General features: G+C 50.8%; 21 protein-coding genes and 1 tRNA gene. 10 read left to right on the top strand and 12 right to left on the bottom strand.

Translation table 11 applies throughout. From position 1 onward, the window contains the following. Nucleotides 1–5: 5 nt before the first annotated feature. Nucleotides 6–1,352 (top strand): FAD-binding oxidoreductase, encoded by a 1,347-nt coding sequence (locus D3A97_RS05040; RefSeq protein ID WP_119077301.1) that lies wholly within the window; start codon nt 6–8, stop codon nt 1,350–1,352. On the opposite strand, the gene D3A97_RS05035 is transcribed toward D3A97_RS05040, so the two are convergent. After that, a complete protein-coding gene (locus D3A97_RS05035; protein ID WP_119077298.1) occupies nt 1,349–3,742 on the bottom strand; it encodes a heavy metal translocating P-type ATPase in 2,394 nt (797 codons plus the stop codon). The genes D3A97_RS05040 and D3A97_RS05035 overlap by 4 nt on opposite strands. A gap of 179 nt (nt 3,743–3,921) precedes the next feature. On the opposite strand from D3A97_RS05035, the gene D3A97_RS05030 reads away from it, so the two are divergent. Then, nucleotides 3,922–4,836, top strand: a complete 915-nt coding sequence (locus D3A97_RS05030) for a ketopantoate reductase family protein (protein WP_119077296.1) — start codon at nt 3,922–3,924, stop codon at nt 4,834–4,836. After that, a complete protein-coding gene (locus D3A97_RS05025; protein ID WP_119077294.1) occupies nt 4,833–5,576 on the top strand; it encodes an SDR family oxidoreductase in 744 nt (247 codons plus the stop codon). Before D3A97_RS05030 ends, D3A97_RS05025 begins: the two co-directional genes overlap by 4 nt. Before the next feature lie 23 nt (nt 5,577–5,599). On the opposite strand, the gene D3A97_RS05020 is transcribed toward D3A97_RS05025, so the two are convergent. Beyond that, nucleotides 5,600–6,295 carry an alpha/beta hydrolase family protein gene (locus D3A97_RS05020; RefSeq protein ID WP_232825850.1) on the bottom strand — a complete coding sequence of 232 codons (696 nt, stop codon included), beginning with the start codon at nt 6,293–6,295 and terminating at the stop codon, nt 5,600–5,602. 141 nt (nt 6,296–6,436) lie between these two features. On the opposite strand from D3A97_RS05020, the gene D3A97_RS05015 reads away from it, so the two are divergent. From D3A97_RS05015 to D3A97_RS05000, 4 genes are all read left to right on the top strand, one after another. After that, entirely contained in the window at nt 6,437–7,030 is a 594-nt protein-coding gene (locus tag D3A97_RS05015) for an RNA polymerase sigma-70 factor (protein ID WP_119077292.1), read from the top strand. 77 nt (nt 7,031–7,107) lie between these two features. Then, nucleotides 7,108–8,241 (top strand): FecR family protein, encoded by a 1,134-nt coding sequence (locus D3A97_RS05010; protein ID WP_119077290.1) that lies wholly within the window; start codon nt 7,108–7,110, stop codon nt 8,239–8,241. 199 nt (nt 8,242–8,440) lie between these two features. Beyond that, nucleotides 8,441–11,785, top strand: a complete 3,345-nt coding sequence (locus D3A97_RS05005) for a TonB-dependent receptor (protein ID WP_198673867.1) — start codon at nt 8,441–8,443, stop codon at nt 11,783–11,785. Between the two features lie 34 nt (nt 11,786–11,819). Next, nucleotides 11,820–13,430, top strand: a complete 1,611-nt coding sequence (locus D3A97_RS05000; RefSeq protein WP_119077288.1) for a RagB/SusD family nutrient uptake outer membrane protein — start codon at nt 11,820–11,822, stop codon at nt 13,428–13,430. 73 nt (nt 13,431–13,503) lie between these two features. On the opposite strand, the gene D3A97_RS04995 is transcribed toward D3A97_RS05000, so the two are convergent. The 10 genes from D3A97_RS04995 to D3A97_RS04950 all read right to left on the bottom strand — a co-directional run bounded on the left by D3A97_RS04995 (nt 13,504) and on the right by D3A97_RS04950 (nt 23,592). Then, nucleotides 13,504–13,578, bottom strand: a tRNA-Arg gene (locus D3A97_RS04995). A gap of 56 nt (nt 13,579–13,634) precedes the next feature. After that, entirely contained in the window at nt 13,635–15,395 is a 1,761-nt protein-coding gene (locus tag D3A97_RS04990; RefSeq protein ID WP_119077287.1) for an AMP-dependent synthetase/ligase, read from the bottom strand. Between the two features lie 15 nt (nt 15,396–15,410). Further along, nucleotides 15,411–15,698, bottom strand: coding sequence for a 2TM domain-containing protein (locus tag D3A97_RS04985; RefSeq protein ID WP_119077285.1), 288 nt, complete (start codon nt 15,696–15,698; stop codon nt 15,411–15,413). An 80-nt stretch (nt 15,699–15,778) separates the two neighbouring features. After that, a complete protein-coding gene (locus D3A97_RS04980) occupies nt 15,779–16,444 on the bottom strand; it encodes a YceI family protein (protein WP_119077283.1) in 666 nt (221 codons plus the stop codon). A gap of 10 nt (nt 16,445–16,454) precedes the next feature. Beyond that, complete coding sequence (gene paaN / locus D3A97_RS04975; protein ID WP_119077281.1) at nt 16,455–18,116, bottom strand: phenylacetic acid degradation protein PaaN; 1,662 nt, start codon at nt 18,114–18,116, stop codon at nt 16,455–16,457. A 66-nt stretch (nt 18,117–18,182) separates the two neighbouring features. Beyond that, nucleotides 18,183–19,268: a tetratricopeptide repeat protein gene (locus D3A97_RS04970; RefSeq protein WP_119077279.1), complete on the bottom strand. Its 1,086-nt coding sequence runs from the start codon at nt 19,266–19,268 to the stop codon at nt 18,183–18,185. Nucleotides 19,269–19,343: 75 nt separating this feature from the next. Further along, entirely contained in the window at nt 19,344–20,579 is a 1,236-nt protein-coding gene (locus D3A97_RS04965; RefSeq protein WP_119077277.1) for a DUF1015 domain-containing protein, read from the bottom strand. A gap of 101 nt (nt 20,580–20,680) precedes the next feature. Continuing rightward, entirely contained in the window at nt 20,681–21,751 is a 1,071-nt protein-coding gene (gene serC / locus D3A97_RS04960; RefSeq protein ID WP_119078429.1) for a 3-phosphoserine/phosphohydroxythreonine transaminase, read from the bottom strand. A gap of 164 nt (nt 21,752–21,915) precedes the next feature. After that, nucleotides 21,916–22,890, bottom strand: coding sequence for a zinc dependent phospholipase C family protein (locus D3A97_RS04955; RefSeq protein ID WP_232825849.1), 975 nt, complete (start codon nt 22,888–22,890; stop codon nt 21,916–21,918). Between the two features lie 63 nt (nt 22,891–22,953). Then, nucleotides 22,954–23,592 carry a DUF502 domain-containing protein gene (locus D3A97_RS04950; RefSeq protein ID WP_119077274.1) on the bottom strand — a complete coding sequence of 213 codons (639 nt, stop codon included), beginning with the start codon at nt 23,590–23,592 and terminating at the stop codon, nt 22,954–22,956. A gap of 235 nt (nt 23,593–23,827) precedes the next feature. Here D3A97_RS04950 and D3A97_RS04945 point away from each other — a divergent pair, with 235 nt between their 5' ends. Genes D3A97_RS04945 through D3A97_RS04935 form a run of 3 tightly spaced genes read left to right on the top strand, consistent with a single transcriptional unit; the run spans nt 23,828 to nt 26,959 of the window. Beyond that, nucleotides 23,828–24,442 (top strand): TetR/AcrR family transcriptional regulator, encoded by a 615-nt coding sequence (locus tag D3A97_RS04945; protein WP_119077273.1) that lies wholly within the window; start codon nt 23,828–23,830, stop codon nt 24,440–24,442. A gap of 11 nt (nt 24,443–24,453) precedes the next feature. After that, entirely contained in the window at nt 24,454–25,812 is a 1,359-nt protein-coding gene (locus D3A97_RS04940; RefSeq protein WP_119077272.1) for a TolC family protein, read from the top strand. A 37-nt stretch (nt 25,813–25,849) separates the two neighbouring features. Further along, nucleotides 25,850–26,959 carry an efflux RND transporter periplasmic adaptor subunit gene (locus D3A97_RS04935; protein WP_119077271.1) on the top strand — a complete coding sequence of 370 codons (1,110 nt, stop codon included), beginning with the start codon at nt 25,850–25,852 and terminating at the stop codon, nt 26,957–26,959. Nucleotides 26,960–26,964 lie beyond the last annotated feature (5 nt).

Below are 26,964 nucleotides of genomic sequence, written 5' to 3'. Positions count from 1 at the left end.
TTCCGATGCCGTTGAAGAAAGGAAAACTGGTTGGCTGGGGTAATTATCCCGTTGCAGAATCATACATATTAACCCCTCGCAGCGAAAACGACTCCCGGAATATTTTACAGGACACCCCGCTGATTGCCCGCGGGCTGGGTAGAAGTTACGGAGACCAGGCGGTGAACAACAACCGCTATGTAGCCCTGTGTACCCATCTCAACCATTTTATTTCCTGGAACGAGGCGGAAGGCATATTGACCTGCCAGGCCGGTGTAAGCCTTGACGAGATCATTACCGTATTTGCCCCCAAAGGCTGGTTCCCGATGATCTGCCCTGGTACCAAGTTTGTGACCATGGGCGGCGCCATTGCCAACGATATTCATGGCAAGGCCCATCATATAGACGGCTCTTTCGTGAACTGCGTCATTTCTTTTACCATCCTGCTGGCAGATGGCAGCATTGTGACCGCCTCCCGCACGGAAAACGCAGACCTCTTCTGGGCCAACTTCGGCGGCCTGGGCCTGCTGGGCATCATCCTGACCGTTACCATGAAAATGCGGAAAATAGAGACCACCTATTTCCGCCAGAAATCCATAGCCATCCGCAACCTTGACCATATGCTGGAGGCCTTGGAAACCTATGACAAGGAGTATAACTATTCCGTAGCCTGGATTGACGCCCTGGCCAGGGGCAAAAAACTGGGCCGCGGCGTACTGTCACTCGGCAACGGAGCTGGTTTCAACGAGCTGCCCGAAAGGCTGAAGCACCGCCCTCTCCGGCTGCATTCCGCCACCAAGCTCAGGGTGCCCTTCTTTTTACCGGGCTTTGCGCTCAACGGCCTCACGGTAAGGGTGCTGAATAAAGTGATCGCTGTGGTGCAGAACTCGCCGAAAGAATTTGTACACTACGATAAATTTTTCTTCCCGCTGGATATTATTAACGACTGGAACAAGGGTTATGGAAAAAGAGGTTTTATTCAATACCAGTTTGTGATACCGGAAGAGAACGGCAAAAAGAACCTTACGGAAATATTGGAAATGATCGCAGACAGCGGTTGCACGCCCTTCCTGAACGTATTCAAAAAAATGGGCGATGGCCAGGGTATTCTTTCTTTTCCTTTCAGGGGCTACACGCTGGCTATAGATTTTCCTGTAACGCCCCGCCTGCTGGCTTTTACGCCCAGGCTCGACGAAAAAGTGCTCTCCTGCGGCGGCCGCCTCTACCTGGGCAAAGACGCCCTGCTGGAAGAAAAAATGTTCAAGGAAATGTACCCCCAATACCCCGAATGGTTGTCTGTAAAGCAGAAATACGATCCCCAGAACAAGTTCAGCTCTGATATTTCGCGCCGGCTGGGTCTGGAAGCGGTTTAACGTTCCTTATACGCCAGCAGCCGCAACGCGTTAAACACCACTACCAGCGTAGAGCCTTCATGCGCTAGTACGGCAGGACCTATGGACGCTATGCCAAAGATGGTCAGCGGCACCAGTAGGGCTACCACGCCCAAACTGATCACAAGATTTTGTTTAATGATGCGGCTGGCCTGGCGGCTGAGGCCTATGGCAAAGGGGAGTAGCGTTAGCTGGTCTCCCATCAGCGCAATGTCTGCCGTTTCCAGCGCCACATCACTGCCTGCCGCTCCCATAGCTATGCCAACGGTGCTTTTAGCCATTGCGGGCGCATCGTTCACCCCATCACCCACCATGGCCACTTTATTTTCCTGTGCCGCCAGTTGTTGAATGGCTTCCACCTTCTGCTCCGGCAGCAGGTTGCCCTGCGCTTCCATAATGCCGGTTTGCGCGGCAATGGCGTTGGCTACTTCCTGGTTGTCTCCCGTGAGCATCACCATTTTTTGGATACCCGTCTGTTTCAGTTGCTGCACGGCCTCTTTCGCTTCTTTTCTGGGCGTGTCCATCACGGCAATAATACCAATGTATTGACCGTCTTTTTGTACCAGCATGGTGGTATTGCCGCCTGCTTCCAGTTGCCGGACCGTGGATTTTACCTGTTCATCTCCTTCAGGCTCAAAAAGCGCCATATTGCCAATCACTATGGAGCTATTGTTGAGCGTGGCCCTGATACCCTTTCCCATTACCGCTTCCATGTTTTGCGCCTGCGGTATGGGCACGTTGCCCAGCTTTTCCCTGCCGTCCCTTACAATGGCCTTGGCCAGCGGATGGTCACTCAGGGCTTCTACCGCCACTACTGTTTTCAACAGTGCTGTTTCATCCATGCCTGCCAGGGGAACAACATGTGTCATTTTGGGCTTGCCCTCTGTGAGCGTACCTGTTTTATCGAAGGCCAGCGCCGTGAGCGAGCCAAGGTCTTCCAGCGGCCGGCCGCCTTTTATCAGCACGCCCGCCCTGGCTGCCCGGGCCACGCCGCTAAGCACCGCACTGGGTGTGGAAATTGCCAGTGCGCAAGGGCTTGCGGCCACCAGTACAGACATGGCCCTGTAAAAACTGGTACTAAAAGGTTCGTCAATTACCACAAACGCGAAGCACAGCAAAACTACCAATATCAGTACCGCGGGCACAAAATAGCGCTCAAAGCGGTCGGTGAACTGCTGCGTGGGCGATTTCTGTGTTTGCGCTTCGTTCACCATTTTTACCAACCGCGCCAGGGTAGAATCCGCCGCTTCTTTGGTGACTTTGATCTCCAGCAGTTCGTTGCCGTTGATGGTGCCTGCAAATACCCGGTGCTTCGCCTCCAGTTGCGTGGCGTCCGTGTTAGGGTCATCTACCGCTATTTTATCTACCGGCATGCTCTCCCCTGTAATAGGCGCCTGGTTTACGCTGCCGCTGCCATTCACTACAATGCCGTCTGCTGCAATTTTTGTGTGCGGGCGTATAATGATCACGTCATCTTTGCGGAGCTTTTCTACCGGTATTTCCTGCGTTTGGCTGCCTGTTTTCAGCAGGGCCGTTTTGGGAGCCAGGTCCGTGAGCGCGGCAATGGACTTGCGGGCCTTTTCCATGGCGAAATGCTCCAGCGCATGGCCCAGGCTGAACAGGAACAGCAGCAGCGCGCCCTCCGCCCAGTTACCGAGAATGGCCGCGCCAATTGCCGCTACCAGCATCAGGAAGTCAATTTCAAAACCGCCATTGCGGATGGTTTCAATGGCTTCTTTGGCGGTGAAGAAACCACCGAAGAAATAAGCCGCAATATAACACAACAGGGCGGGCAGGTGAGCAACGTAAGACAATCCATAACCGGCGCCCAGCAAACCGCCGCAAAGCAGGCTGAATACAAGTTCCGTGTTTTTGCCGAAGATGCCGCCATGGGCGTGATCATGATCATGCCCATGTTTGTGTGCATGCGCCGCTATTTGCAGGCCTTCCTTTTTGATGAGCGCTTCAATTTTTTCTTCACTGGTTATTTCGTTGTCAAACTCTATCATGATAGAGCCCGCGCCTGACACCGCAACGGAAAGCACGCCCTTGTTACGCAGCAGGGCCGTTTCGATCAGCCGCGTTTGCCGCTGGTGGCGGATGCCTTCCACTTCCAGCAGGAGGTGCCCGTATCTGCGCGTGATGCCAGCCCCGGCCTGTTCCGCCATTTTCTGCACATGTGCCAGGGTGATCACATCGGGGTTGTAGTGGAAACAAAGCTGCGGTTTGGTATTGGCCGTACCGGGTATCACATGCACTTTGTCAATGCCCGGCCTGCCTTGCAGCGTAGTGATAATGCGCTGTACGCAGGCATCTTTTTCGTCAGGAATATCAGGAAGCACCAGGTCTATATTGATCTTGAGTTTTTCCATGTATGATTTATTGAGAGGTTGGGATAACGATATGAAATTAGGGAATTGGCGGGAACGGGATGGAAATATTAAATATACGTGGTTGCAGAAATCGGTTTCTCCGCTGAAACTGATACGGTCAAATTTGTTAAAACTGCATCTGTACTGAAACAAATATTTTCCGCAATTTTATTATCGTTATGAAAACATACATCATCGGTTCTGGCGCCATCGGCAAAGCATTGGCCGTAGCATTGCAGCTGCAGGGGAAAGATGTGGCGCTCATTCGCGGAAGCATTGATAACGTGGCTGCTCATACGGAGACCATACAGGTCATACAGGAAGATGGCCAAATACAGGAAGCCACTGTACTGGTCAGTACCATTGGCAACTTTGGGGAGCTGGACGGGCTGATCGTACTGGCCAACAAATCTTACGGCAACGAAGCTCTTGCCCGCAAGCTGAAAGGGAAAACCCGCGCTTCGCCGCTCGTCATATTGCAAAACGGGCTTGGCGTGGAACAGCCGTTCATTAAAGAAAACTACCCGGAAATATACCGCTGCGTGCTGTTCGTTACCGGTCAAACGCTGGCTGAGGGCGGCGTGCGGTTCAAGCCGGTGGCCGCATGCCCAGTTGGCATTGTGAAAGGCAATGTCGCTACATTGCAAAGGATAATAGAGCAGCTGAGCGGCAGCTACCTCCTGTTCAGTGAGGAAGCTCAAATTGAAACGGTGGTTTGGAAGAAGACGATCATCAACAGTGTGTTCAATTCTGTATGCCCGCTGCTGGAAACGGATAACGGCATATTTCACCGCAATCCCGCTGCGCTCGGAATAGCGGAAAGGATTGTGCTGGAGTGCCTGGTAATAGCGCGGGAAAAAGGCATCCTTCTTGAAGCGGAAGATGTTTTGCGCCAGCTTTTACAGATCAGCAAATCATCAGACGGGCAGCTCATCTCTACCTTGCAAGACATTCGTAATAAAAGGCAGACCGAAATAGGAACGCTCAACCTGGAAATAGCCCGCATTGCGCGTTCACTGAACATGGAAGCAGCCGTGAAAGAAACCAGTTTGCTGGGAGAATTGACGAAACTAAAATCGGAGTTAAGCATATGAAAATAATATTGATCACCGGCGCCAGCCGCGGAATTGGTGCGGCTACGGCGCTGCTTGCGGCAGAAGCCGGTTATGCTGTTGCCGTGAACTATTGCAGCAATGCGGCCGCGGCCGCGCAGGTAGTGGAGAAGATCAGGGCTGCCGGCGGCACGGCTGCAGCCATTCAGGCAGACATTTCACGAGAAGAGGAAGTGATGAAACTGTTTTCGGAAACAGACAGGTTACTAGGCAGGTTGACCGTGCTGGTTAACAACGCTGGTATACTGGAGCACCAGATGCGCCTTGAGAACATGACCGCCGCCCGCCTCAACCGCATATTTGCCGCCAACATTACCGGGCAGTTCATCTGTGCCAGGGAGGCGGTAAAAAGAATGTCAACGAAACACGGCGGCAGCGGTGGTGCCATCATCAACATATCCTCCGTGGCTGCCAAAACCGGCTCGCCCAACGAGTACCTTGACTATGCCGCCTCAAAAGGTGCAATCGATACATTTACCATCGGGCTGTCCAAAGAAGTGGCGGAAGAAGGGATACGGGTAAACGGCGTACGCCCGGGATTTATTGCCACAGATATTCACGCGGCCGGCGGTGAACCGGGGCGGGTAGAGCGGCTGAAAAGCAGCATTCCACTGAAACGGGGAGGCTCGGCGGCGGAGGTGGCAGAGGCCGTTTTGTGGCTGGCTTCTGACAAGGCGGGGTATTCTACCGGTACTTTTATTGATGTGAGCGGGGGGCGGTGAGCTTGTATGATCTGCCGGGCAAGCTATTTAAACCTTTTCTCTATCCATCTATTTGTTTCATCTACCAATAAAGACATCACATCTTTCTTTCCCGCTTTAAAAGAATGATCTGCCCCTTCAAATTTCACGAGAGTGGCTTTCCGCAACGATTTACAGACGGCTTCAATCAGTTCCCACGTAGCCAGGGTATCCCTGGCGCCTTGCAAAAAGAGCATCGGCACTTTCACCGCTTTGAGATGATCTGCCCGGTCTGTACCCGGCTTGCCTGAAGGGTGAAGCGGGAAACCGTAAAAGATGATGCCGGCAACAGCACTGTCAGGGTGTTCCGCCAGGTATTGCGAGCTCATTCTTCCTCCGAAAGATTTACCTGCAACAAAGAGCGGCAGGCCGGGATGCAGCTCCTGCGCTTTTGCGATAGCCGCTTTTATTGTTTGATGCGCAACTCCGGGAGAATCAGGCCGGCCTTTTTTGTTTTCGGCAAATGGAAAGTTAAACCGGAGCACGGCTATACCAGCATTTGCCAGCGCATTTGCCAGTGTTTCCATGAATACATGGTCCATACCGGCGCCGGCGCCATGGGCCAGTGTGAGGATGCACTTCGGGTTATCAGGAGCAGTGTATTTGGCGGTTACGCTGCCTGCTGACGGAGACACTTTTACCTTGAAGGATTTTGTATACATGATAAAACCGAAGGTAAACCATCTGTTGTAAACTTCCATGCTGCTCACTCCTTTTATCTTCCGGTACTTTTAACCGGGCCAATAGTTCTGCCCCGCTTTTGGCCGGCTGGCCGGAACCCGTTGGCCAATTCACAGGCTTGTAGATATCAATCTTTTTTTCTTACTTTACTTCAATATACCATGAGCGCGTATAGCTTTTTCACCGATAATGAATTGTATCTTCTGTTGGTTCAGGACAACGAAGAGGCGTTTACTATTTTGTACCATCGGTATTGGAAGCGTATGCTATACAAGGCAGTCATAAAGCTGCAATCCCATGCTGATGCAGAAGAGGTTGTTCAGGATGCATTTACAGATATCTGGAAAAGCCGGCATAGAATAAAAATACAGAACAGTTTTCATACCTATATCGCCGCAATCATACGGTACAAGGTGATGGCAAAGATGGCTTCCAATAAACGGGAAGCCGCTGGCTATGCAGAAGATGTACATACGTTGCATGCCGAAGACAACGCTACTGAGCAATGGCTCAGTTTTAATGAGCTGCGGAATGAAATTGAAAGATCAGTGAAAGCCCTGCCTGAGAAGTGCCAGTTGATATTTCGGATGAGCAGGGAACGAGGCATGAGCGATAAAGAGATAGCACGGTACCTGAATATTTCCCCTAAAACAGTAGAAGCCCATATCTCCAGGGCACTTAAGTTCCTGCGTATTTATATCAATAGATTCGTTTACATGCTGGCATTTGCCGCTACGCTTTTAACGAGGGCGTAGAAATATCCATTTATTTTTTTTGTTCAATATAGGGTAGTTCCCGTTTCTTATACACTATATAAGAAACGAGTTATCTTATGACACGACCAACACGAGCGCAGCTAAATGAACTGGCGGATAAGTGGATGAAGGGCACTATTACACCATCGGAAAAGGAGCTGCTGGATAAATGGTATGACCTGGACACGGAAGAGCCCGTTACCTGGGCCGCAGGTGACGCGTCTGAAGAGCAGCTGGCTGCGCGTTTATTGAGTAATATCAATACTCAGAAGAAACCCTCTTATTTTTCCAAAAGGTGGCAAATCCCAGCCGCCGCCGTTTTGCTGATCCTGTTAGGAGTAGGCACCTACTTATATGTTTTAAGGTCGGATCCCCGTGAGCAGGTTGCGGTAGCCGGTAAAGAGATCAGGCCTGGGAAGGATCAGGCAATTTTGACGTTAGGCAACGGGGAAAAAATTATTCTTGCTGATGCAGCCAACGGTGAGGTTGCCAACCGGTCTGGAGTGAAAATTACAAAAACTACCAATGGACAACTGGTATATGATGCAACTGGTAGCACAAATGAAAGTTTGCCACTGGAATACAATTCTATTGAGGCCCCTGCTGGTGGACAGTGGCAGGTAAGACTGCCGGACGGTTCGGTGATATTCCTCAATGCTTCATCTAGTATTACCTATCCAACACGGTTTGTTGGTAACGAAAGAAAGATACAGATGACCGGGGAAGCCTATTTTGAAATAGCACATAACAAGGAGATGCCATTCCGGGTGGAAAGTCGCGGGCAAACAGTTGAAGTATTGGGAACACATTTTAATGTAATGGCCTATGCCGATGAAAGGATAGTCCAAACTACGCTCCTGGAAGGGTCTGTGAGGATTGTTACTGCTTTGGGATCAAAAATGCTGGAACCGGGAGAGCAGGCGCAGCTATCAGGGAATAAGCTGAAAGTTTCCAGTGATGTGGATCTGGAGGGTGTGGTGGCTTGGAAAAACGGCTACTTCAAATTTAATGAAGGCCTCGAAAGTATCATGGCAAAGATAGCAAGATGGTACGATGTAGATGTTGAATACCGGGATAAGCCCGCTATAGGCCTTACCTTCTCGGGTAAGATATCAAGATCAAGAGATATCTCCGGTATTTTAAAGATGTTGGAATATACAGGTGATGTTCACTTTAAACTAGAGGGAAGAAAGGTGATTGTGACCAAATAAGTACGCAGCACAAAAAAACCAAATCCCGACTGGCATCGGGACTTGGCGAATGTTGAGCTTGCCTTTCCTATAAGGATTAAAACTATTGACTGGAATCAAACATTAAAGGTCTAAAACCCAACAAACCAAATTTATGCATTTAAAATTACATTTCAGGAGTCGTGGCGGCCGCCATGCTCTAAATCAATTCGTACTGGTTATGAAACTGATTGTAATTCTGCTAACTACTGCATTTATGCAGGTAAGTGCAAGTTCCTTCGCACAGCAAATTACCCTGAAAAAGGTCAATGCCCCTTTGGGTGAAATAATTGATGAGATCAGGACCCAAAGCGGTTATGACTTTTTGTATAATAACGCGGTATTAAAGATTGCCCATCCTGTTACCATTAATGTCCGGAACGCAAGCATTGAAAAAGTGCTGGCAATTTGCTTTGGCAACCAACCCTTGACGTACACTATTTCAGATAATTTTATTGTCATTAAACAAAGCGGTACTGAGAAAGCAATAGTTCCTGCAGATATAAAGGGGAAAGTGACCGATGAAAAAGGAGCGCCTTTGCCTGGCGCTTCAATCCGGGTGAAGGGGACTAACAATGCAGCTAACACCGATGCTAATGGTGAATTTATGCTGAAGAATATTGATTCAGGGGCAGTGCTTGTAGTGTCATTTGTAGGCTTCCATACACAGGAGCTTTCCGTTGGCAACCGAAACCAGGTGCATATTACATTGATCGAAAATACCGAGGCATTGAATGAAGTAGTTGTGGTGGGATATGGAACACAGCAGAAAATTAATCTGACAGGGGCGGTATCAACAGTTGATTCAAAAAGTATCGAAAACAGACCAGTCAGCAATCTTGCCACTGCCCTGCAGGGAACATCTCCCGGACTTGTAGTTACCCGTACCTCGGGACAACCAGGCAATGAAAACATCTCGATACAATTGAGGGGGGCAACATCTGCAAACGGAAATGTGAACCCTCTTTTAATTGTAGATGGTGTTTCTGCGCCTATTGGCACCCTGCAATCATTAAATCCCAATGATGTTGATAACGTGACCTTTTTGAAGGATGCGGCTGCGGCGGCCATCTATGGCGCCCAGGCCGCGGGTGGCGTGATCCTGGTCACTACAAAAAAAGGAGTGGCGGGAAAAACAAGAATTGAATATTCCAACCTGTTTGGCGCAGACAAGATGTTGAATGTTCCCAGGCGGATGACCTTGCTGGAGGAAGCTTATTTCAGCAATTTGTCAGCTGAAAATGCAGGCCTGGCGCCGCCCTACCCGGCAGCAGATATTCAGCGGATAATTGACGGGGTGGAATATTACGTGGACCCGGTTGATACTAACAAATATGTTTATCTGAATCAAAAGGACTTTGTTAGCCAAACCATACGTGATGTTACCACGATGCAAACGCATAACATAGCGGTCAGCGGTGGAACGGAAAAGCTGAACTTCCTGGTTTCCTTGGGGAGTTACTCCAAAGATGGCGCCTTTAAAGTTGGCCCGGACAAGCATAACCGCTATAATGGACGGGTGAATTTGGGTGCAAAGCTTACCAAGCATGTATCTGTTGAGTCGAGGATCTCTTATACGCGTAAAAAGACTGAAATGCCGTCGTTGGATGTTTCTGCATTGCTTTACCAGGCACTTCGTCTCCGGCAAAAATGGCCTATATTTACTCCGGAAGGCAGGCTTAGCGGCGAGGGCTCGTTTTCTGCAAACCAATCTTATGCTTACCTTAAAGAGGGAGGTTACAATAACCGTAACGATAATAACTTTGATGGTGTTTTTACACTTAAAATAGCGGATGTTGTAAAAGGCTTGCAGCTGCGTGGCATCTACGGCGCAACCTATAACCGGTCAGACCGGGACCATTTCTCCCGTACCGTTGAGTTGTGGCAGCGCTATTTCCCGGTGGCTTACATCAATCAGACAAATAAGTTCGAAGTAACCCGTGGCGTGTACAGCACCAACAACCTGCAATTGCTGGCCGACTATTCTTTAAGCCTGGGAGCGAAACACAACTTCCATTTACTGGTTGGTTACCAATTTGAAGATAGCAGAAATTCATCTGTGTACACTTCGGCACAGAACCTGGCCAGCAATGACCTGCCAACGCTTAATCTTGGAGAGGATGCTACCAAAACGAATAGCCAGACAATTAATACATACGCATATAAATCGTATTTCGGCCGGCTGAATTATAACTATCAAAACAGGTATCTCTTTGAAGCAACCCTTCGCTCTGATGAAAGCTCCAGGTTGGCACCGGGTTTACGGGTAAAGACATTTCCTTCAGTATCTGCCGGGTGGAATATTCATAAGGAAAACTGGTTTCCTAAAAACTCCTTTGTCTCTTCACTAAGGCTCCGGGCGTCATGGGGGCAATTAGGAAGCGCGCTTGGAAATATTATCGGCAACTATGATTTTATGAATATGCTTTCACGAAGCAATAACCTGGTATTGGGCGCTTCAGAAGACCGTACCATGTACTTCTATCAAAGCGTAGTCCCTTCCTCAAACCTCACATGGGAGACTGTAGAAACAACCAACGGTGGTTTTGATTTCGGAATGTTTGACGGCAAGTTATCTGTTAACGCGGATTACTATGTGAAATTTAACAAGAACATGCTCACGCCGTTGCAATTGCCGGCAACCTTTGGTGTTGCTACCCCGCGTACTAACAACGGAGAACTTAAATCCTGGGGCTGGGAGATAGAGGCCAATTTCCGGGACAAGATCGGAAAGAATTTTAACTATTCAATCGGGTTTAACCTGTCAGACAACCGGAATAAAGTAATGAGCTATGCCGGAAGGAAGGTGGTTAATGCCGGAATAGTGGATATACTGGAGGGTTATCCATTGGGTTCCATCTGGGGGTTTCAGACAAATGGATACTATCAATCGCAGGATGAGGTGGATAAAGCGCCATTCTACAATGCCAGAACAGGCGTAGGAGATGTCAGGTATGTAGATCAGAATGGAGACAACCGCATTAATATTGGCGGCGGACTGTTTGAAGACCATGGTGATCTTGTTTATCTTGGAACCGATCAGCCACGTTATAATTTCGGGATCAACGGCGGTTTTGACTGGAAAGGATTCGATTTTTACGTCTTTTTTCAGGGAGTAGGATTACGGACCTTTTATGCAACAGTAAATACTGTTAACCCACAGGTAACAGCACCACGTCAGCCATTAGCAATCCATAAGGACTATTGGACGGAAGAAAACCGGGATGCAGCTTTTCCCCGTCCTTATACCGGAGGTCAGCATAATTATGTCTTCTCTGATAAATGGATGCTGGATGGAAAATACATCCGCTTAAAGAATATTCAATTAGGATATTCTTTGCCAGATGGTCTGTTAAAAAAGGTCCATATAGCGCGGGCCAGGATCTATTTTAGTGGCCAGGACCTTTTAACATTTACAAACCTTGGCATTTTTGATCGGGTTTTCAATCCGGAATATACCAATAATGTTGAGTTTGAATATCCATTTGCGGCTACTGCCTCTATTGGGCTAAATATTTCATTTTGATACAGTTCTACTGTCACTTTAAAATAAATCGAACATGAAGAATCTATTATATTTTGTCATCTCGCTATGCTTGTTAAGCGCTTGCGATGTTGACAGGGTCTCGGAAACCAATCTTAGTGACGGGTCTTTCTGGAAGAACGAGCGTGATCTGAAGGCCGCTACCAATTATCTGTATACTTATCTGCCCAGCCTGTTGGTAACTGCTGACAACTGGTCGGATGACGGGTTTGCTACAGCGCCACAATCAATAAGCGATGGTTCCAGGCTTGCGCCGGCAACATCCGGTGATTATAGTACGCCGTACAGGATGATAAGGGCGGCATCTAATATTGTAGAGAAGGCGCCGTTAGGAGAGAATGCAGGTGTACCTTCGCAGATTGTAAATATGTATGTAGCGGAAGCTCGTTTCTTTCGTGCATGGGCCTATTTTCAGCTTGTTCAGAAATTTGGCGACGTTCCTCTTATTTTAGGCTTGCTAAAAGAAGATTCACCTGAGCTAACAGCTCCCCGAACACCCAAAGAGCAGGTATACGAAGCAATTTATGCAGACCTGGACTATGCCGTTGAAAAGCTTCCTACACCTGCTGTAAGGGGAGCTGCAGGATATGGACGTATCACCAATACGGCAGCACTGGCGTTTAAAGCGAGGGTTGCTTTATTTGAGGGCACCCGTTCAAAGTTCCATCAGTACGGAGATCCCAACAACCACCTTTCATTGGCGGTAGCGGCTGCAAAAGGAGTTATGGAGAGCGGCGAACATCAGTTGTTTAATAGCTATTTCGGACTTTTTCAGTATGAGGGCGAGGGCCGGCAAAATAGAGAAAACATACTGGTACGGCAATACGGCAGAGATATTGCCGATAATATTTCCGGCTATAATTGCGGAACGCTGATAAACGGTGCAACAAATGCAACCAAGGCGTTGGTAGATGCTTACCTGATGAAAGACGGATTGCCAATTGAGATTTCGCCCCAGTATATAGCGCCTGCCACTTTTTCTGAAACATTCGTTAACCGGGATGAGCGGTTGAATGCAACTATAATGAAAGCAGGAGATCCATATTTCTACAGTGTACCTTTTCAGGCGCCTGCCCTGGTTTACCACACCACTGCCTATTGTCCGCGGAAATTTGTAGATGCCCATACAGTGGGTACCGGGGTTACGTTTATAGACTATCCGATTATCCGGTATGCAGAAGTACTGTTGGTATATGCCGAAGCGCTTTATGAACTTAACGGATCTATTTCCGATGCGGACCTTAATGCAAGTATCAATCTTTTACGCGCGCGGGCGGATTTGCCCGATCTCAGTAATGCCTTTGTTCAGGATAATGGCCTGGACATGCGCAACGAACTTCGCCGTGAACGAAGGGTGGAACTGGCTATGGAGGGTTTCCGGTATTGGGACCTGATTCGATGGAAGACCGCAGAAACAGAACTTCCCAAAGCTGTTTTGGGTAGCTATTTCTTTGCAAACGAACCAGGTTTTTCAACTGCAAGCCCGAAGCTTACGCCTGATAATTACATCTTATTGCAATCTTCTGCCAACAGGCGGTTCGATCCGGCTAAAGATTATTTATGGCCTTTGCCAGTGAATGAACTGGCGCTAAACCCGCAATTGACACAAAATCCGGCCTGGGAATAACATAAACAATTTGTGAGGAAAAAGAAAAGCGGAATACCAGGTTCGGGACTGGAATATTCCGCTTTTCTTTCTTTGGTAGCCCCGCCAAGAATCGAACTTGGATCTAAAGTTTAGGAAACTTCTATTCTATCCATTGAACTACAGGGCCATACCGCCATCGGCGGGAGGGCAAAAATAAGCGTTTTTGGCAATTTTCCTCAAAAATTATGCATAAATCCGCTCAATGGCGTCCCGGTACTTCTCCTGTATCACTTTCCGCTTGAGTTTGAGGGTAGGGGTCATTTCCCCGCCGTTTACCGTCCACTCATGCGGCATCAGCTCAAATTTCTTGACCTGCTCAATATGGGAAAAGTACTGGTTGTATTTTTCAACGGACTGGCGGTATAATTGCCGCACCTTCGTGTCTTGCAGGGCTTTTTCCGGGCCGGGGTACGAAACGCCCTGGTGGGCAAACCAGTCTTCCAGGTTGCGGAAGTTAGGCACTATCAGCGCGCCGGTGAACTTGCGGTCAGCGCCTACCACCATGATCTGTTCTATAAACGGCGATTCCCGGAATTTGTTCTCGATGGGTTGCGGGGCTACAAATTTACCGCCGGAGGTTTTGAACAGTTCTTTTTTGCGGTCCGTGATTTTCAGAAATTTTCCGTTCACCAGCACGCCTATATCGCCGGTACGGAACCAGCCGTCTGTAAAGGCATCTGCGGTGAGGTCCGGCCATTTGTAATAGCCGCTGGTCACGTTGGGGCCTTTGCAGAGAATTTCCCCGTCGTCTGCCAGCTTCACCTCCACATTACTGATCACGGGCCCCACGGTGCCAAACATCCGGTCTTTTTCCGGCATGCGGTTCACGGCAATTACGGGAGACGTTTCTGTGAGGCCGTACCCTTCCAGGATGGGAATGCCGGCGGCGGTAAATATCTTCAGCAGGCGTACCTGGCAGGCAGCGGCGCCGGTTACAATGCATTGCAGCTCGCCGCCCAGGGCTTCCCGCCACTTTTTATACACGAGCTTGTCTGCCACGGCCAGTTGCAGGCGGTACCAGGGCGGCAGGGGTTTGTTGATCTCAAACTGCCTGGCCAGGTTGAGCGCCCAGAAGAACAATTGTTTTTTCAAGCCGCGCAGGGCCGTGCCGCGGGCCATGATCTTTTCATAGATCTTTTCCAGCAGGCGGGGTACGGTGGTAAAAATAGAAGGGTTTACTTCCCGGAGGTTGTCTGAGATGGCTTCCATGCTTTCCGCGTAGTATACAGATACGCCTGCGGTGAGGTACACATAGGTGACCATCCGCTCAAATATATGGTTCAGCGGCAAAAAGCTGAGGGCGCGGCCGCTGTTCGTTACCGGCAGTACGGGCAGGCAGGCTTCCACGTTGCTCATGATGTTGCGGTGGGTGAGCATAACGCCTTTGGGTGTACCGGTGGTGCCGGAGGTATAGATGATGGTGGCCAGGTGATCGGGGGTAATGCTGTTTTTGAGCGCTTCCACCCGCTCATTGTCGCTCTCCTTTGCCAGCGCGGTAATGGCAGACCAGTGCTGTACGCCGGGAATGATGTCGAAAGAATAGATGTGCTGCAACCGGGGGAGTTTACCGCGGAGGGCGTTCACTTTCTCGTACAGGTCCTGATTGCTGACAAACAAAACGCCCGCTTCCGCGTCATTCAGCACAAATTCCAGCTCTGTATCGCTAATGGTGGGGTAAATGGGAACCAGTATGGCGCCTATCTGCTGGCAGGCCAGGTCTGTGAAGATCCATTCCGGGCGGTTGGTGCTGATAATGGCCACTTTGCTGTCTGGCCCGAAGCCTGATCGCAGCAGGCCGGAGCTGTACCGTTGCACTATCCCGGCCACTTCGCTGGTGCTGTAGGTTTTCCAGACGCCCTGATCTTTGGCGGCCAGCATATCGGTTTTTGAATAGTAGGCCAGCTGATGCGGAATAACATCAAATAGGCGGGTGGGGTGGTGCATGATGATGCGGTTAACTTAAAGGCCTCGCTGTTGCTTTTCCTGCTGCAGCTTTTCGTATTCACGGGTGGCGTCTCCAAACGGGTCGCGGTGGTAAGCGTTGAAATAGGCGAAAGCCAGCACGAGCCCCCAGCCGCACATGGGCCATACCGGCCAGGGCACGCCGTGGTGATGCTCGTTGGTAAGGAACCAAATGGCCCACAGAAAAGCATTGATGATGAGGTAGGTCATCAGGTGGGTCCGGAATCCGGCCCGGGCTTTGGCAATGCGCCAGAGGCGTTCATCTTTTTGCTGATTCGTTTCCATGTGTGTGTATTTAGGATCGGTGATCTTACTAAATATACTGAAAAAAACGGTCCGGGGCAGCCTGGATGCTGCCCCGGCGCCTATCTGGTAACTATTTCGAAGCGAATGTTCACAATAGAATTGATCAGCTTGTCTTGTAGCGATTTGTCTGCCCGGTAGGTCATGCCCCATTGCGTACGGTCAATGTTAAAATCGGCGGTAGCCATTACTTTACCTTCTTTCAGCGCAATTTTAGCGGGGAAACTGATGTTTTTGCTCACGTTTTTGATGGTCAGGTTGCCCCTGATCATGTGTGTGGCATCTTTCAGCAGCACGCTTTTGTCTGTGGCGGCAGGGTGGTACTCTTCCACCCCGGTTATTTCGAAGCGGGCGGTGGGGTACTGGTGCGCATCAAAGAAATTGGCGCCCCGCAGCTCGTCTTCCAGCTTTATCCGCATATCCGGCTGGGAGGCCAGGTCCAGGTTACGGAGGCTGTTGATGTCTATCACGAACTGGCCGCTGGTCAGCACACTGTCTTTTATATGCAATTCACCCTGGCTGAAACGAAAAGAGCCTTTGTGTTCACCGGTAGGTTTGGTGCCTATCCAGTACAGGACGCTGGCGGCCGTGTCTAGCTGATGGCTGCGTCCGGTCGCGTCCGGCTGTTTTACGGCCTGGGCGTCTGTTACCTCGGCCTTGTCAGCCTTGGGCGCCTGCTGGCAGGCAACGGCCATTGCCATGAAAAAAAGTAGTCTGACTGTACGCATAGTATGTTTTTTATTCCAGGAATGTTCTGTTGCCCACCCATACAAAACGCTTCACAATAAACTCCTGGTTGGTAAAACTGGCATTGCCGGCCGGGTTGCCTCCCGTTACATGGAAGTCTGAAAAGGCAGCGTGCTGGTTTACCCAGATGAAGCCGGTAAAATTGAAGGAAACGGGCGTGAACACGCTGTTCATGGCATCCTCGATCTTGTCTTTCACCGCCTCGTCTGTAGTATATGCCGCGCAGGTAATGGCGCCGTGTTTGGCTGCCATTTGCCGCGCCAGTTGTATGGAATGGTCTGTATCTTTTGTTTTGATGAGCAGTATCACCGGCCCGAACAATTCCTTTTCATAAATTCCGCTATCTGCGGAGCTGACCTCTACAATGGCGGGCGAAAAGGTGCGGGCATTCCTGTATTCTTCGTTCACTACCGGCATGCCGTTGAGCAGTACTTTGCCGCCAAGCTGGTGAATGTCTTTTGCGCGCTGCAGCGTTGCCTCGTTCTGTACGGCGCCCAGGGTGCCGGTGCCCATTTTCGGGTTGTTGACGAGGGCGGTAACCGCGTCTTTCAGCTTTACGGCCACTTCATTGAAGCTCAATATGCCACCTGAGGTGTTCACACCGCTTTCGGGGATAAAGAAGTTCTGCGGGGCGGTACACATCTGCCCGGAGTAAAGGCTTACAGAAAAGGCGAGGTTTTGCACCACGGCGTCTATGTCTTTGGCGGAATCCAGTATAACAGAGTTGACGCCGGCTTTTTCTGTAAAAACGGTCTTGCCTTTAGCGGCAAGAGACTCTACGTAATTGCCGAAGCTGCTGCTGCCTGTATAGTCTATGAGCGCCACATCAGGGTGCTCACAAAGCTCTTTGGTAATAAGGTGCTCACTGCTGTCTGCGGCCAGCTGGCAGGTGTAAGGGTCTTGCCCGTTCTCTTCCAGTACCTGCTGAATAACGGCTACCACAATGGCAATGGGCAGTACGGCTTTGGGGTGCGGTTTTACCAGCACCGCGTTGCCGGTGATCAGGTCTGCATAAATACCGGGCAGGGAGTTCCAGACGGGAAAGGTGGAACAGCCTATCACCAGGCCCAGCCCCCGGGGAACAGCGCGGAAAGACTTTTCCAGGCGTATGCTGATCTTTCCCATGGGTTTTTCCCAGGTCTGCCTTTCCGGGTAGGCCTGCAATTGCTGGTAGCCCATGGCAATGGCTTCCAGCGCGCGGTCATTGGCATGGGGGCCGCTGGCCTGGAAGCTCATCATAAAGCTCTGGCCGGTGGTGTGCATGGTGGCGTGGGCTATCTCGAAGAAGTGGTGCTGTATTTTCTCCAGTGATTCCGTGAGGATGCCCGCGCGGTCTGCCACGCCCAGCTGCGCCCAGCGCTGGCCGGCCCTTTTGCCGGCCTTCACCAGCTCTTCCGTGTCTGTAAGGGGGTAGGTAATGCCCAGGGGCTCGCCGGTGTAGGGAGACACTTCTTCGCCCGCCCAGCCGGCCACAACTTTTTGTTTCAGACGTGAAAAGGGCTGCTGCAACAGGCTTTTAAAGGAGGCCTCGCCTTGCGGGGGAGCTTCTTCTCCGTACGCTTTGGGGTGCTCGGGGTACTGCGCGTAAAAAGTTCTGTTCTGGTTGGCTTTTACCGCGTTGTCAATAATGTTTTGGTGTTTTGCGATCAGCATAAGCTCTATGTTTAAGATATTGTTGTAATTAAACGCGGCCTTCTATGCTGTTCTGCTGCTCCTGTGCTACTTGATAACGGCCAGTTTGCCGGTATTGTAAAACTCGTCTTCCCGGAGCTTCAGCGGGTGGTTTCGCTGCCATGCAGAAAAGGCGTCGTATTCGGTTTTATGCAGGCTGGTCCAGGCTTTGTATTCCGCCTGGTTGGCCACGGGGCCAAACAGCCATTGGTTGTATGACTCAAACATTCCTTCTTTCAGCAGTTTACGCTGAAAATCAAAAAGGGCGTATGGGTAACGTACGCCATAAAAACTGTACCAGTCCAGCAGGAAGCGGGTGCGCAGCATAATAAGAGATTGCGGCTCAATGCCTGTGGCTATTACGCTCACCTGCTTGGCAATGGTGCTTTTGAACGCGTCCATAAACCCGCTGTCGTTACTGCCTTTGCGGCTTTTTTTGTTATCTGTGGTTTCTGTAGGTACGCTGTTGAAAATGGCCGGGTCGTCAAACAGCTTTTTATAGCATTCCACTATTACCTCCCTGATCTCGGCCGTGCGGGTGGTATAACTTTCCAGGTTCACAAAGGTTTCGCCATAGAGGATGGCCCAGATGGGCTCTTTGGTCCACAGGTAGCTGCGGGCGGCGTGGTAGTAGTTGCCCGGGAAATTAGGGTCTGTTTCAATGCCTTTTACCCACTGGCGCAGCGCTCCGTCAAAGTTTTTCATATTCTGCAGCAGGTCGCCGTAGTCATTATACAGCTCACCGCTTTTCGGGAACTTTTTCAGGCCGCGTACGTAGAGCTTTTCCGCTCCTTTCCAGTCCTGCTTGCTCTGGTAGATATTCCCGGCAATCTGGTACAAATGAATATCTGCCTCCTTGCTGTCTACCAGGGGGGACACTACGGTGTAGGCACGGTTATAGTCCCCTTTCAGGTAATAGGCAAAAGCCAGGTCTTTTTTCAACTGAATATCGTCCGGCGCATTCTGGATAGCCTGGTTCAATACCAATATGGCATTGGCATAGTCCCCGGTGCGGAGAAAAGAGTTGGCCGTTTGCTGCAGTTCAGCATTATCCTGCGCAATACTCCATTGTACAGTCAATATCCCTGCCAGCACAAGGGCACATTTTTTAGCAACCTTTTGCCATTCCATCATTCAGTTCGTTTTATGTAAATGTAAGAAAAAAGCGTTGACCCCGGAGCAAGGCGGGGCCAACGTTTCAGATGATGATCAGATCAAATGTGTTAACAGGCCGTCTCGCAGCTTGGGTTCAAACCAGGTAGATTTGGGGGGCATTACATTGCCGCTGTCCGCAATATCAAAAAGCTGCTGAATGGTAACGGGGTAAAGGGCGAAGGCCACTTTCATCTCCCCGCTGTTCACTCTTTTAACCAGTTCTCCGAGCCCGCGGATGCCGCCCACAAAGTCTACGCGCTTGTCTGTGCGGGGATCTTTGATGCCCAGCAATTTGCCCAGCACGTTGTTTTGCAGAATGGTAACATCCAGTATGCCGATGGGGTCTGCGGTGTAGGTGCCTTCCCGGGCTACCAGGCGGTACCAGGTGCCGTCCAGGTACATGCTGAACTCGTGCAGCATGCTGGGTTTCTGCTCATGGTGGCCTACGGGCTCCACAATAAAGTCGTATTCCAGTTGGGAGAGGAAATCTTCCTTGCTATGGCCGTTCAGGTCTTTCACCAGGCGGTTGTAGTCCAGGATAGCGAGCTGGCTGGCGGGGAATATGGTGGTGAGAAAATAGTTAAGATTGGCGCTGCTGTGAATGTTTTCGTTGGTGGCCTTTTGCACCAGGGCGGCGGAGGCGGCGCGGTGGTGGCCGTCTGCGATGTAGGTGGCGGGCACTTTTTCGGCAAACAAAGCGGTGATCTGGTCGCCGGTGGCGGCTTCATTGATGACCCAGATGGTGTGGGAAATGCCGTCGTCCGCTGTAAAGTCGTACACGGGTGCGTGATGCTGCTGCCATTGGTCTATGATGGCGTTCAGCTCGGGCACGTCGTTATAGGCCAGGAACACATTGCCGGTTTGCGCGCGGGTGTGGGTGATGTGGTTGATGCGGTCCAGCTCCTTGTCAGGCCGGGTAAATTCGTGTTTTTTGATGATGCCGTTGTTGTAGTCATCTATGGAAGAAACGCATACCAGGCCGGTTTGGGAGCGGCCGTCCATCACCAGTTTGTAAATATAATAGCATGGCTGTTCTTCATGAATGAGGGTACCGGCGGCCTGCAGGCCCTGCAGGTTTTCCGCTGCTTTCAGGTACACTTCCTCGCTGTGGATGTCTGTTCCTTCGGGCAGGTCTATTTCAGATTTGGACACATGATAGAACGAATTCGGGTTGCCGGCGGCTTCTGCGGCGGCTTCTTTTGAGTTCAGTACATCATATGGCCTTGCGGCTACTTCTTTTGCTAACGCCGGTTGCGGACGCAGCGCCCGGAAAGGTTTGATAATTGCCATGATATAGTATTTTCTGTTAAGAGGGGGTAAAAATAAGAAAAGCAGGTATAAAAAAAGGGACGGTCTTTTCGGCCGGCCCTCATATGAAAAATATTTTGCTACTATGCCTTTTTGAGAGAGAAGAATTTCATGGCTTCCACCATTACTTCCACACTTTCTACGGGCAATGCATTGTACAGGGATGCGCGGAAACCGCCAGACAAGCGGTGGCCTTTGATGCCTACGATGTCTTCTTTTTTGCAGAATTTCAGGAATTCTTCTTCCAGTTCGGGTTTGTCTATGGTAAAGGTAACGTTCATTTTGCTGCGGTCTTCCTTTACCACGTTGCCGCGGAAGAGCGGGTTGTGGTCAATTTCGTCATACAGGAGGGCTGCCTTTTTGGTATTGAGTTTTTCAATAGCGGCAAGGCCTCCCTGGCCTTTGAGCCAGCGCAGGGTGAGCATGGAAATGTATACGGCAAATACCGGCGGGGTGTTAAGCATGGAGCCGTTTTCCACGTGCAGCCGGTAATCCAGGATGCTGGGAATTTTACGGGTTACGCTGCCCAGTATGCTTTTGCGCACGGCTACCATGGTGGTGCCCGCGGCGCCCATGTTCTTCTGTGCGCCGGCATAGATGAGGGCGTACTTGTTGAAATCCATCTGGCGGCTGAGAATGTCGCTGCTCATATCTGCGATCAGGGGCACGTCCGTTTCAGGGGTGTGCTGCCACTGGGTACCATAAATGGTATTGTTGGTGGTGATGTGCAGGTATTTGGCTTGCTGGGGTACCGTAAACTGCCTGGGGATGTGATTGTAATTGCTGTCTTTGGAGCTGGCCACAACGTCTACATAACCAAACAGTTTGGCTTCTTTAATGGCTTTGTTGGACCATACGCCGGTGTCTACATATGCCGCTGTTTCCCCGCTGTCAAGCAGGTTCATGGGCACCTGCATGAACTGGGTGGTAGCCCCTCCCTGCAGGTACAATATCTCGTAATCGTCCTCCAGCTGCATCAGTTCCTTTGCAAGACTGCGTGCTTCCTCCATTACGGCTATAAATGGTTCTGTGCGGTGTCCTATTTCCAGTATAGACATGCCCGTACCGTCAAAGTCAATAAGTGCTTTACTGGCTTTGTACAGTACTTCGTTTGGTAATACAGAAGGACCTGCATTAAAATTGTGCACCTTCATGTTGCGATCTAAGTTGAATACGTTTTCTTGTTCCACGTTCTATGGTTTTTCGAAGGAATTGGTAAAAAATCGCGGTCGCATTAAAAAAACCGGAAGGATTGGTCAGTGAGGACAGGTTAAAAAGATAGATAGAAGGCCAAAGATAAACTTTCTTTTGTTATTTCTTAATGGTCCCTCCCAATTATTTTACCAACCCTCCACAGGCTGTCCAGCCGCGTTGCCGCCGCGTGTTCATCATCTGTAATACCCGCCGTTCCCGGCTTTCCCAGGGGCGGTTGGCCGGCGTTCACCCAGGCGGTATACCAGCAGGCGGCCACGGCCTGTATGGATGCGCGCATCCGCCTTTCCACCATATTGCCCAGCAGCCGGTGGTAGGCCTTGGTATAGGCTGCTGAGTAGCTGCGTACCAGCCGGCCTTTCCGCAGTTCGTAGGCAAACCGCCGGTCTGCCGGGAACCGCTGGCTGAGCGCTTTCTCCAGCCGCAGTACCGTATCGGCCGCGGCGGCGCTTTCCCCTATCACCTGCCACACCAGGCCGCGAAAGTCCCTGATATAGGCGGTGCTTCCTACCCAGTAGTCAAACCGCGCGTCTGCCAGCAGTTCCGGGATGCGGGACTCCCACAACCCGTGGATGCCCTGCTGTTCCGTGAACTGCCCGTTGTGGTTGGAGCAGGCGTGGAGCGGTACATGGGCATCGCCCACATAGTGCCCCAGCTCTGCGGACAGCCGCAGGATACGGGCGGTGTTGCGTTCTTCAAAGGCCGTTGTGAGCTGCCGCATTACCCGTTCCAGGTGCCAGGGCAGTACCCCGTAGCGCTCCAGGGTATCTGCGGAAAACCGCTCCACGGCCTCCTGCCAGCGGCGGGGCAGCCCCGGAAAGGGCGGAAGGCCGTAACGGTCGGCGTCCAGGTAATGGCGGGCGCCTTCTTCAGCTATGATATACCGTCGTTTATCCGGCGCCGTGGATTGTTGTACGATATATTCAATATGAGGCTTATATAAAAGCAACATCTCCGGCGGGAGGGCAAACACCGCCAGGCGGTTAATCCGCTCATGGGCAAAAAAGCCCCAGCCCCGTACGTCCGAAAAGGTAAAGATCAGCAGCAGCACTATCACTGCCGGGCGAAACAATGGATACATAGGCAACAAATTGGGCGCAAAGATCGTGCATCATGCGCCTCCGTCTCTCACACCTGAGAGAATTTATTTTGCCGTTTGCGCTGTTTGCGTTTCTGTGATGTTCGTAACCCCGCCAGACACCGCAAACTTCATGGCCTCGCCGGCTGAAATGTTGGTCAGCGGCCGCACTTTTTCCTGCCGTACAATAAAAACCTTGCCCGTAATGGCATAGGCGTGCGGCACATACACCGCCAGGTACCCTTCCAGGCCCAGGCTCCTCACGTTTTCCTGTGTGATGAATCCCATTTCCCACACATCCTCCCCGTACACGTTTACCAGCACCGGGTGGTCAAACTTCTTCTTTTCCCCCACAAAGGCGTCAAACACGTCTTTTACGGAAGAATAGATGTATTTAATAAATGGCGTGCGCTCCAGGATGTGGTCAAACATGTCTATGAGCCGCCCTACAATGAAGGATGAACTGAGATATCCTACAAATGAAATGATTATCAATACAATAGCAAACCCTACCCCCTTGTATTTCAGGAAGTTCATAGGGTGGTCTACCGGCAGGATGTCACGCGGCAGCAGGTTGTCAATGGTGATAAACCCCCAGTACAGCGTAAAGGCGGTAATACCAATCGGCGCCAGAATGAGCAGACCCTGGAAGAAATAACGCAGTATCCGCGATAATAATAGCCTGAACCTCAGTTTTGGAGACATGTGATGTGTGTTGAAAACGCAAAGTTACTGCTTTCACGCCCATTCCCCCGCGCCAAATGATAAATCGGGTTGGTAAGGGACAAAACTGCTGTTTTTTGCGGGCATGACCCCCAAATACACCTGACAAACCGCATTCATCATAAAATCTAAAAAATTCGTACTGGAAACTTTGGCAGTTTAAATAGTTTCCATAGTTTTGTCCGACTATTTACCAGACCACCCCGTTTTAAAACTGATGGAAGTACAAGAACGAATACTTGATACGGCGTTCAACCTGTTCCGGCAATATGGCACCAGGTCTATTACGATGGACGACATTGCCCTCAAGATGGGCATTTCCAAAAAGACCCTGTATGCCCATTTTGCGGACAAGAGTGACCTGGTGGTGAACGTGATGAGCCGCCACCTGAAGCTGATGGAAGACCAATGCAACGAAAGCCGGGTAAACAGTAAAGACGCAATAGAAGAACTGTTTATGGTGATGAAGATGCTGGAAGACAAGCTCAGGAACATGAACCCCGTGGCCATGATGGACCTGCAGAAGTTCCACGCCAAAGCCTTCCAGCTGTTTGAAACACACCGCAATGTGTTCATGCTCCAGACCATCCGCGAAAACCTGGTGCGGGGCATACGGGAAGGGCTTTACCGCGAAGACCTGGACCTGGACATCCTCAGCCACTTCCGCGCTGCCTCGTCCATGTTCTGCTTCCAGCCCGAGCTGTTCCCCATGAACGGGTACGATATGACGCGGGTGCAGCGGATACTGCTGGAACACTTCCTCTACGGAGTGGCCAGCCCGAAAGGCTACAAGCAAATTGAAAAATACAAGACGAAAGATTATTCGAAATAAACACACGAACTATGCAGTTTAAATGGAAGCTCATCGCCCTTACGGGAACGATGGTGCAATTTTTAACCTACGCTAGTGCCCAGCAGCAGCCCACAACGGAAACGGCCCGCCTTTCCGCACAGGAGGCGGTAGCCTACGCGCTGACGCATCAGTATGCCGTACGCAACGCCAAACTGGAAGAGCTGTACACAATTGCCCGCAACAAGGAAGTGAGCGGGCTGGCGTTGCCGCAGGTGTCTGCCAGCGGTACCTTTCAGGACAACCCGATCATCCAGAAACAGCTGATCGACGCGTCCAACTTTGACCCCAACGTGCCCAAAGGCACCCTGGTGCCCTTTGCCTTCGGCCTCAAATTCAATGCCGCCGGCACGGTGAATATTAACCAGACACTGTTCGACCCCAGCGTACTGGTGGCCCTCCAGGCCCGGAGAACACTGGAAGACCTGGCCAGGAAAGGGGTGCAGAAGTCAGAGATAGATGTGAAGACCGAAGTATATAAAGCCTACTATAACGTGGTGGCGGCAGACAAGGCGCTGGCCATACTGGACGAGACCACGCAGCGCATCCGCAAAACGCTGGACGAAACCAAAGAGATCTACAAGAACGGCCTGGTGGAAAAGCTGGACGTAGATCGGCTGGTGGTGCAGTACAACAACATCCAGTCCGAAGTAGTGCGCATCCGCAACCTGCGCGAAGTGGGCCTGGCCGCCCTGAAATTCCAGATGGGCATGCCTATGAGGCAGCCGCTGGAGCTGGCAGACTCCCTGGGCAACAACGTGCTCAAAGCAGACATACAGGAAACCACCGGTTTCAATTATAATGACCGCATTGAATACCAGTTGATGCAGGCCCAGAAAAAAACACAGGAGTACAACCTGAAAAGGTACCGCATGGAAGCACTGCCTTCCCTCTCCGCCTTCGGGCAGGGGGGAGCCTCCCGGCAAACCAACAGCTTTGACTTCTTCCAGTCTCAAATGTGGTACGGCTACGTATCCTGGGGCCTCAACCTGAACATTCCCATCTTCTCCGGCATGCAGCGCAGAAGGCGGGTAGACCAGGCCATGATCGACCTGAAACAGGCAGACCTGGAAATTGAGAACATCAAGAACGTAATAGACCTGGACCAGGTGAACTCCGCCACCAACCTGCGCAATAACATCACCACCCTGGAAAACCAGGAAGAGAATATGCAGCTGGCCAAGGACGTACATGCCACCACCATGATCAAATACCGTGAGGGCGTAGGTTCCAGCCTGGAAGTGATCACTGCGGAAACGCAGCTGCTCGAAGCGCAGAACAACTATTTCACGGCCCTGTTCAATGTAATTGTGTCCCGCATTGAATACATGAAAGCATATGGCAAACTCTAATTTTAAAAATCAGCACCCGCCTAAAATCTATCATACAATGAACAAAAAATATTTCATACTCCCCCTCGTAACACTTGTACTGGCTGCCTGCGGCGGCGGTGAAGGGAAACCGGAAGAGCAGATACAGAAAAAGAAACAGGAGATAGCCAAACTGCAGCAGGAGATCAAGGAACTGGAGAAAGCGACTAAAGGCTCGGATACCGCGGTGCAAATGAAAACGGTCAGCATCGCTACCGTTGCAGACACTTTATTTGAGCACTTCATTGATGTACAGGGCGCTGTAGACGCCCGCGAGAACGTGAACGTGTCTCCCCAGGTGCCGGGTGTGATAAAAGCCATTTACGTGCGGGAAGGACAGGCCGTATCAAAAGGCCAGACGCTTGCCCAGGTAGACGATGTGGTGGTGCGCGCAGGCATTGCAGAGCTGCAGACGCAGATAGACCTGGCCAAAACGCTCTTTGAAAGGCAGGCCAACCTCTGGAAACAGAAAATAGGTTCGGAAGTGCAATACCTTAATGCCAAAACCAATGTAGAAGGCCTGGAAAGGAAGATGGCCACTATGAAGGAACAACTGGCGCAGACACGCATTGTGTCTCCCATTAATGGCACGGTAGACGCGGTGATCGCCAGATTGGGCGATGCGGGCGCACCGGGCCAGCCGGCCTTCCGCGTGGTAAACAGCTCCAACCTCCGGGTAGTGGCTAACGTGGCGGAATCTTTTGCGGGTAAGGTGAAAACCGGCGATGATGTGATCATCAGCTTCCCGGATATCAACAAAGAGATCAGGACAAAGATCGGGTTTGCCGCCAAGGTAATTGACCCGCTGAGCCGCACCATCAGGGTGGAAGTGCCGCTGAAACCTTCCGGAGACGTACGCCCGAACATGATAGCGCATATAAGGATAGTGGATTATAAAGCCAAGAATGCTATTGTAGTGCCGGTGAGAGTGATCCAGTATTCCATGGGCAACCCCTATGTGCTCACCGTAAAAGGAGATGGCGGCAAATTGCAGGCAGTGCGCAAGGAAATAGAAATGGGCCGTACGTATAACGACCAGGCAGAGATCAAATCAGGTTTACAGGCGGGAGACAGGATCATCACCGCAGGGTTCCAGGGCGTGAACGACAATGACATGGTGAAACTGTAAGCATC

It is taken from the genome of Chitinophaga alhagiae (assembly GCF_003568665.1).
GTDB classification, from domain to species: domain Bacteria; phylum Bacteroidota; class Bacteroidia; order Chitinophagales; family Chitinophagaceae; genus Chitinophaga; species Chitinophaga alhagiae.
Note: the sequence above shows the minus strand (reverse complement) of the source record. Positions and strands in the feature narration are given on the sequence as shown.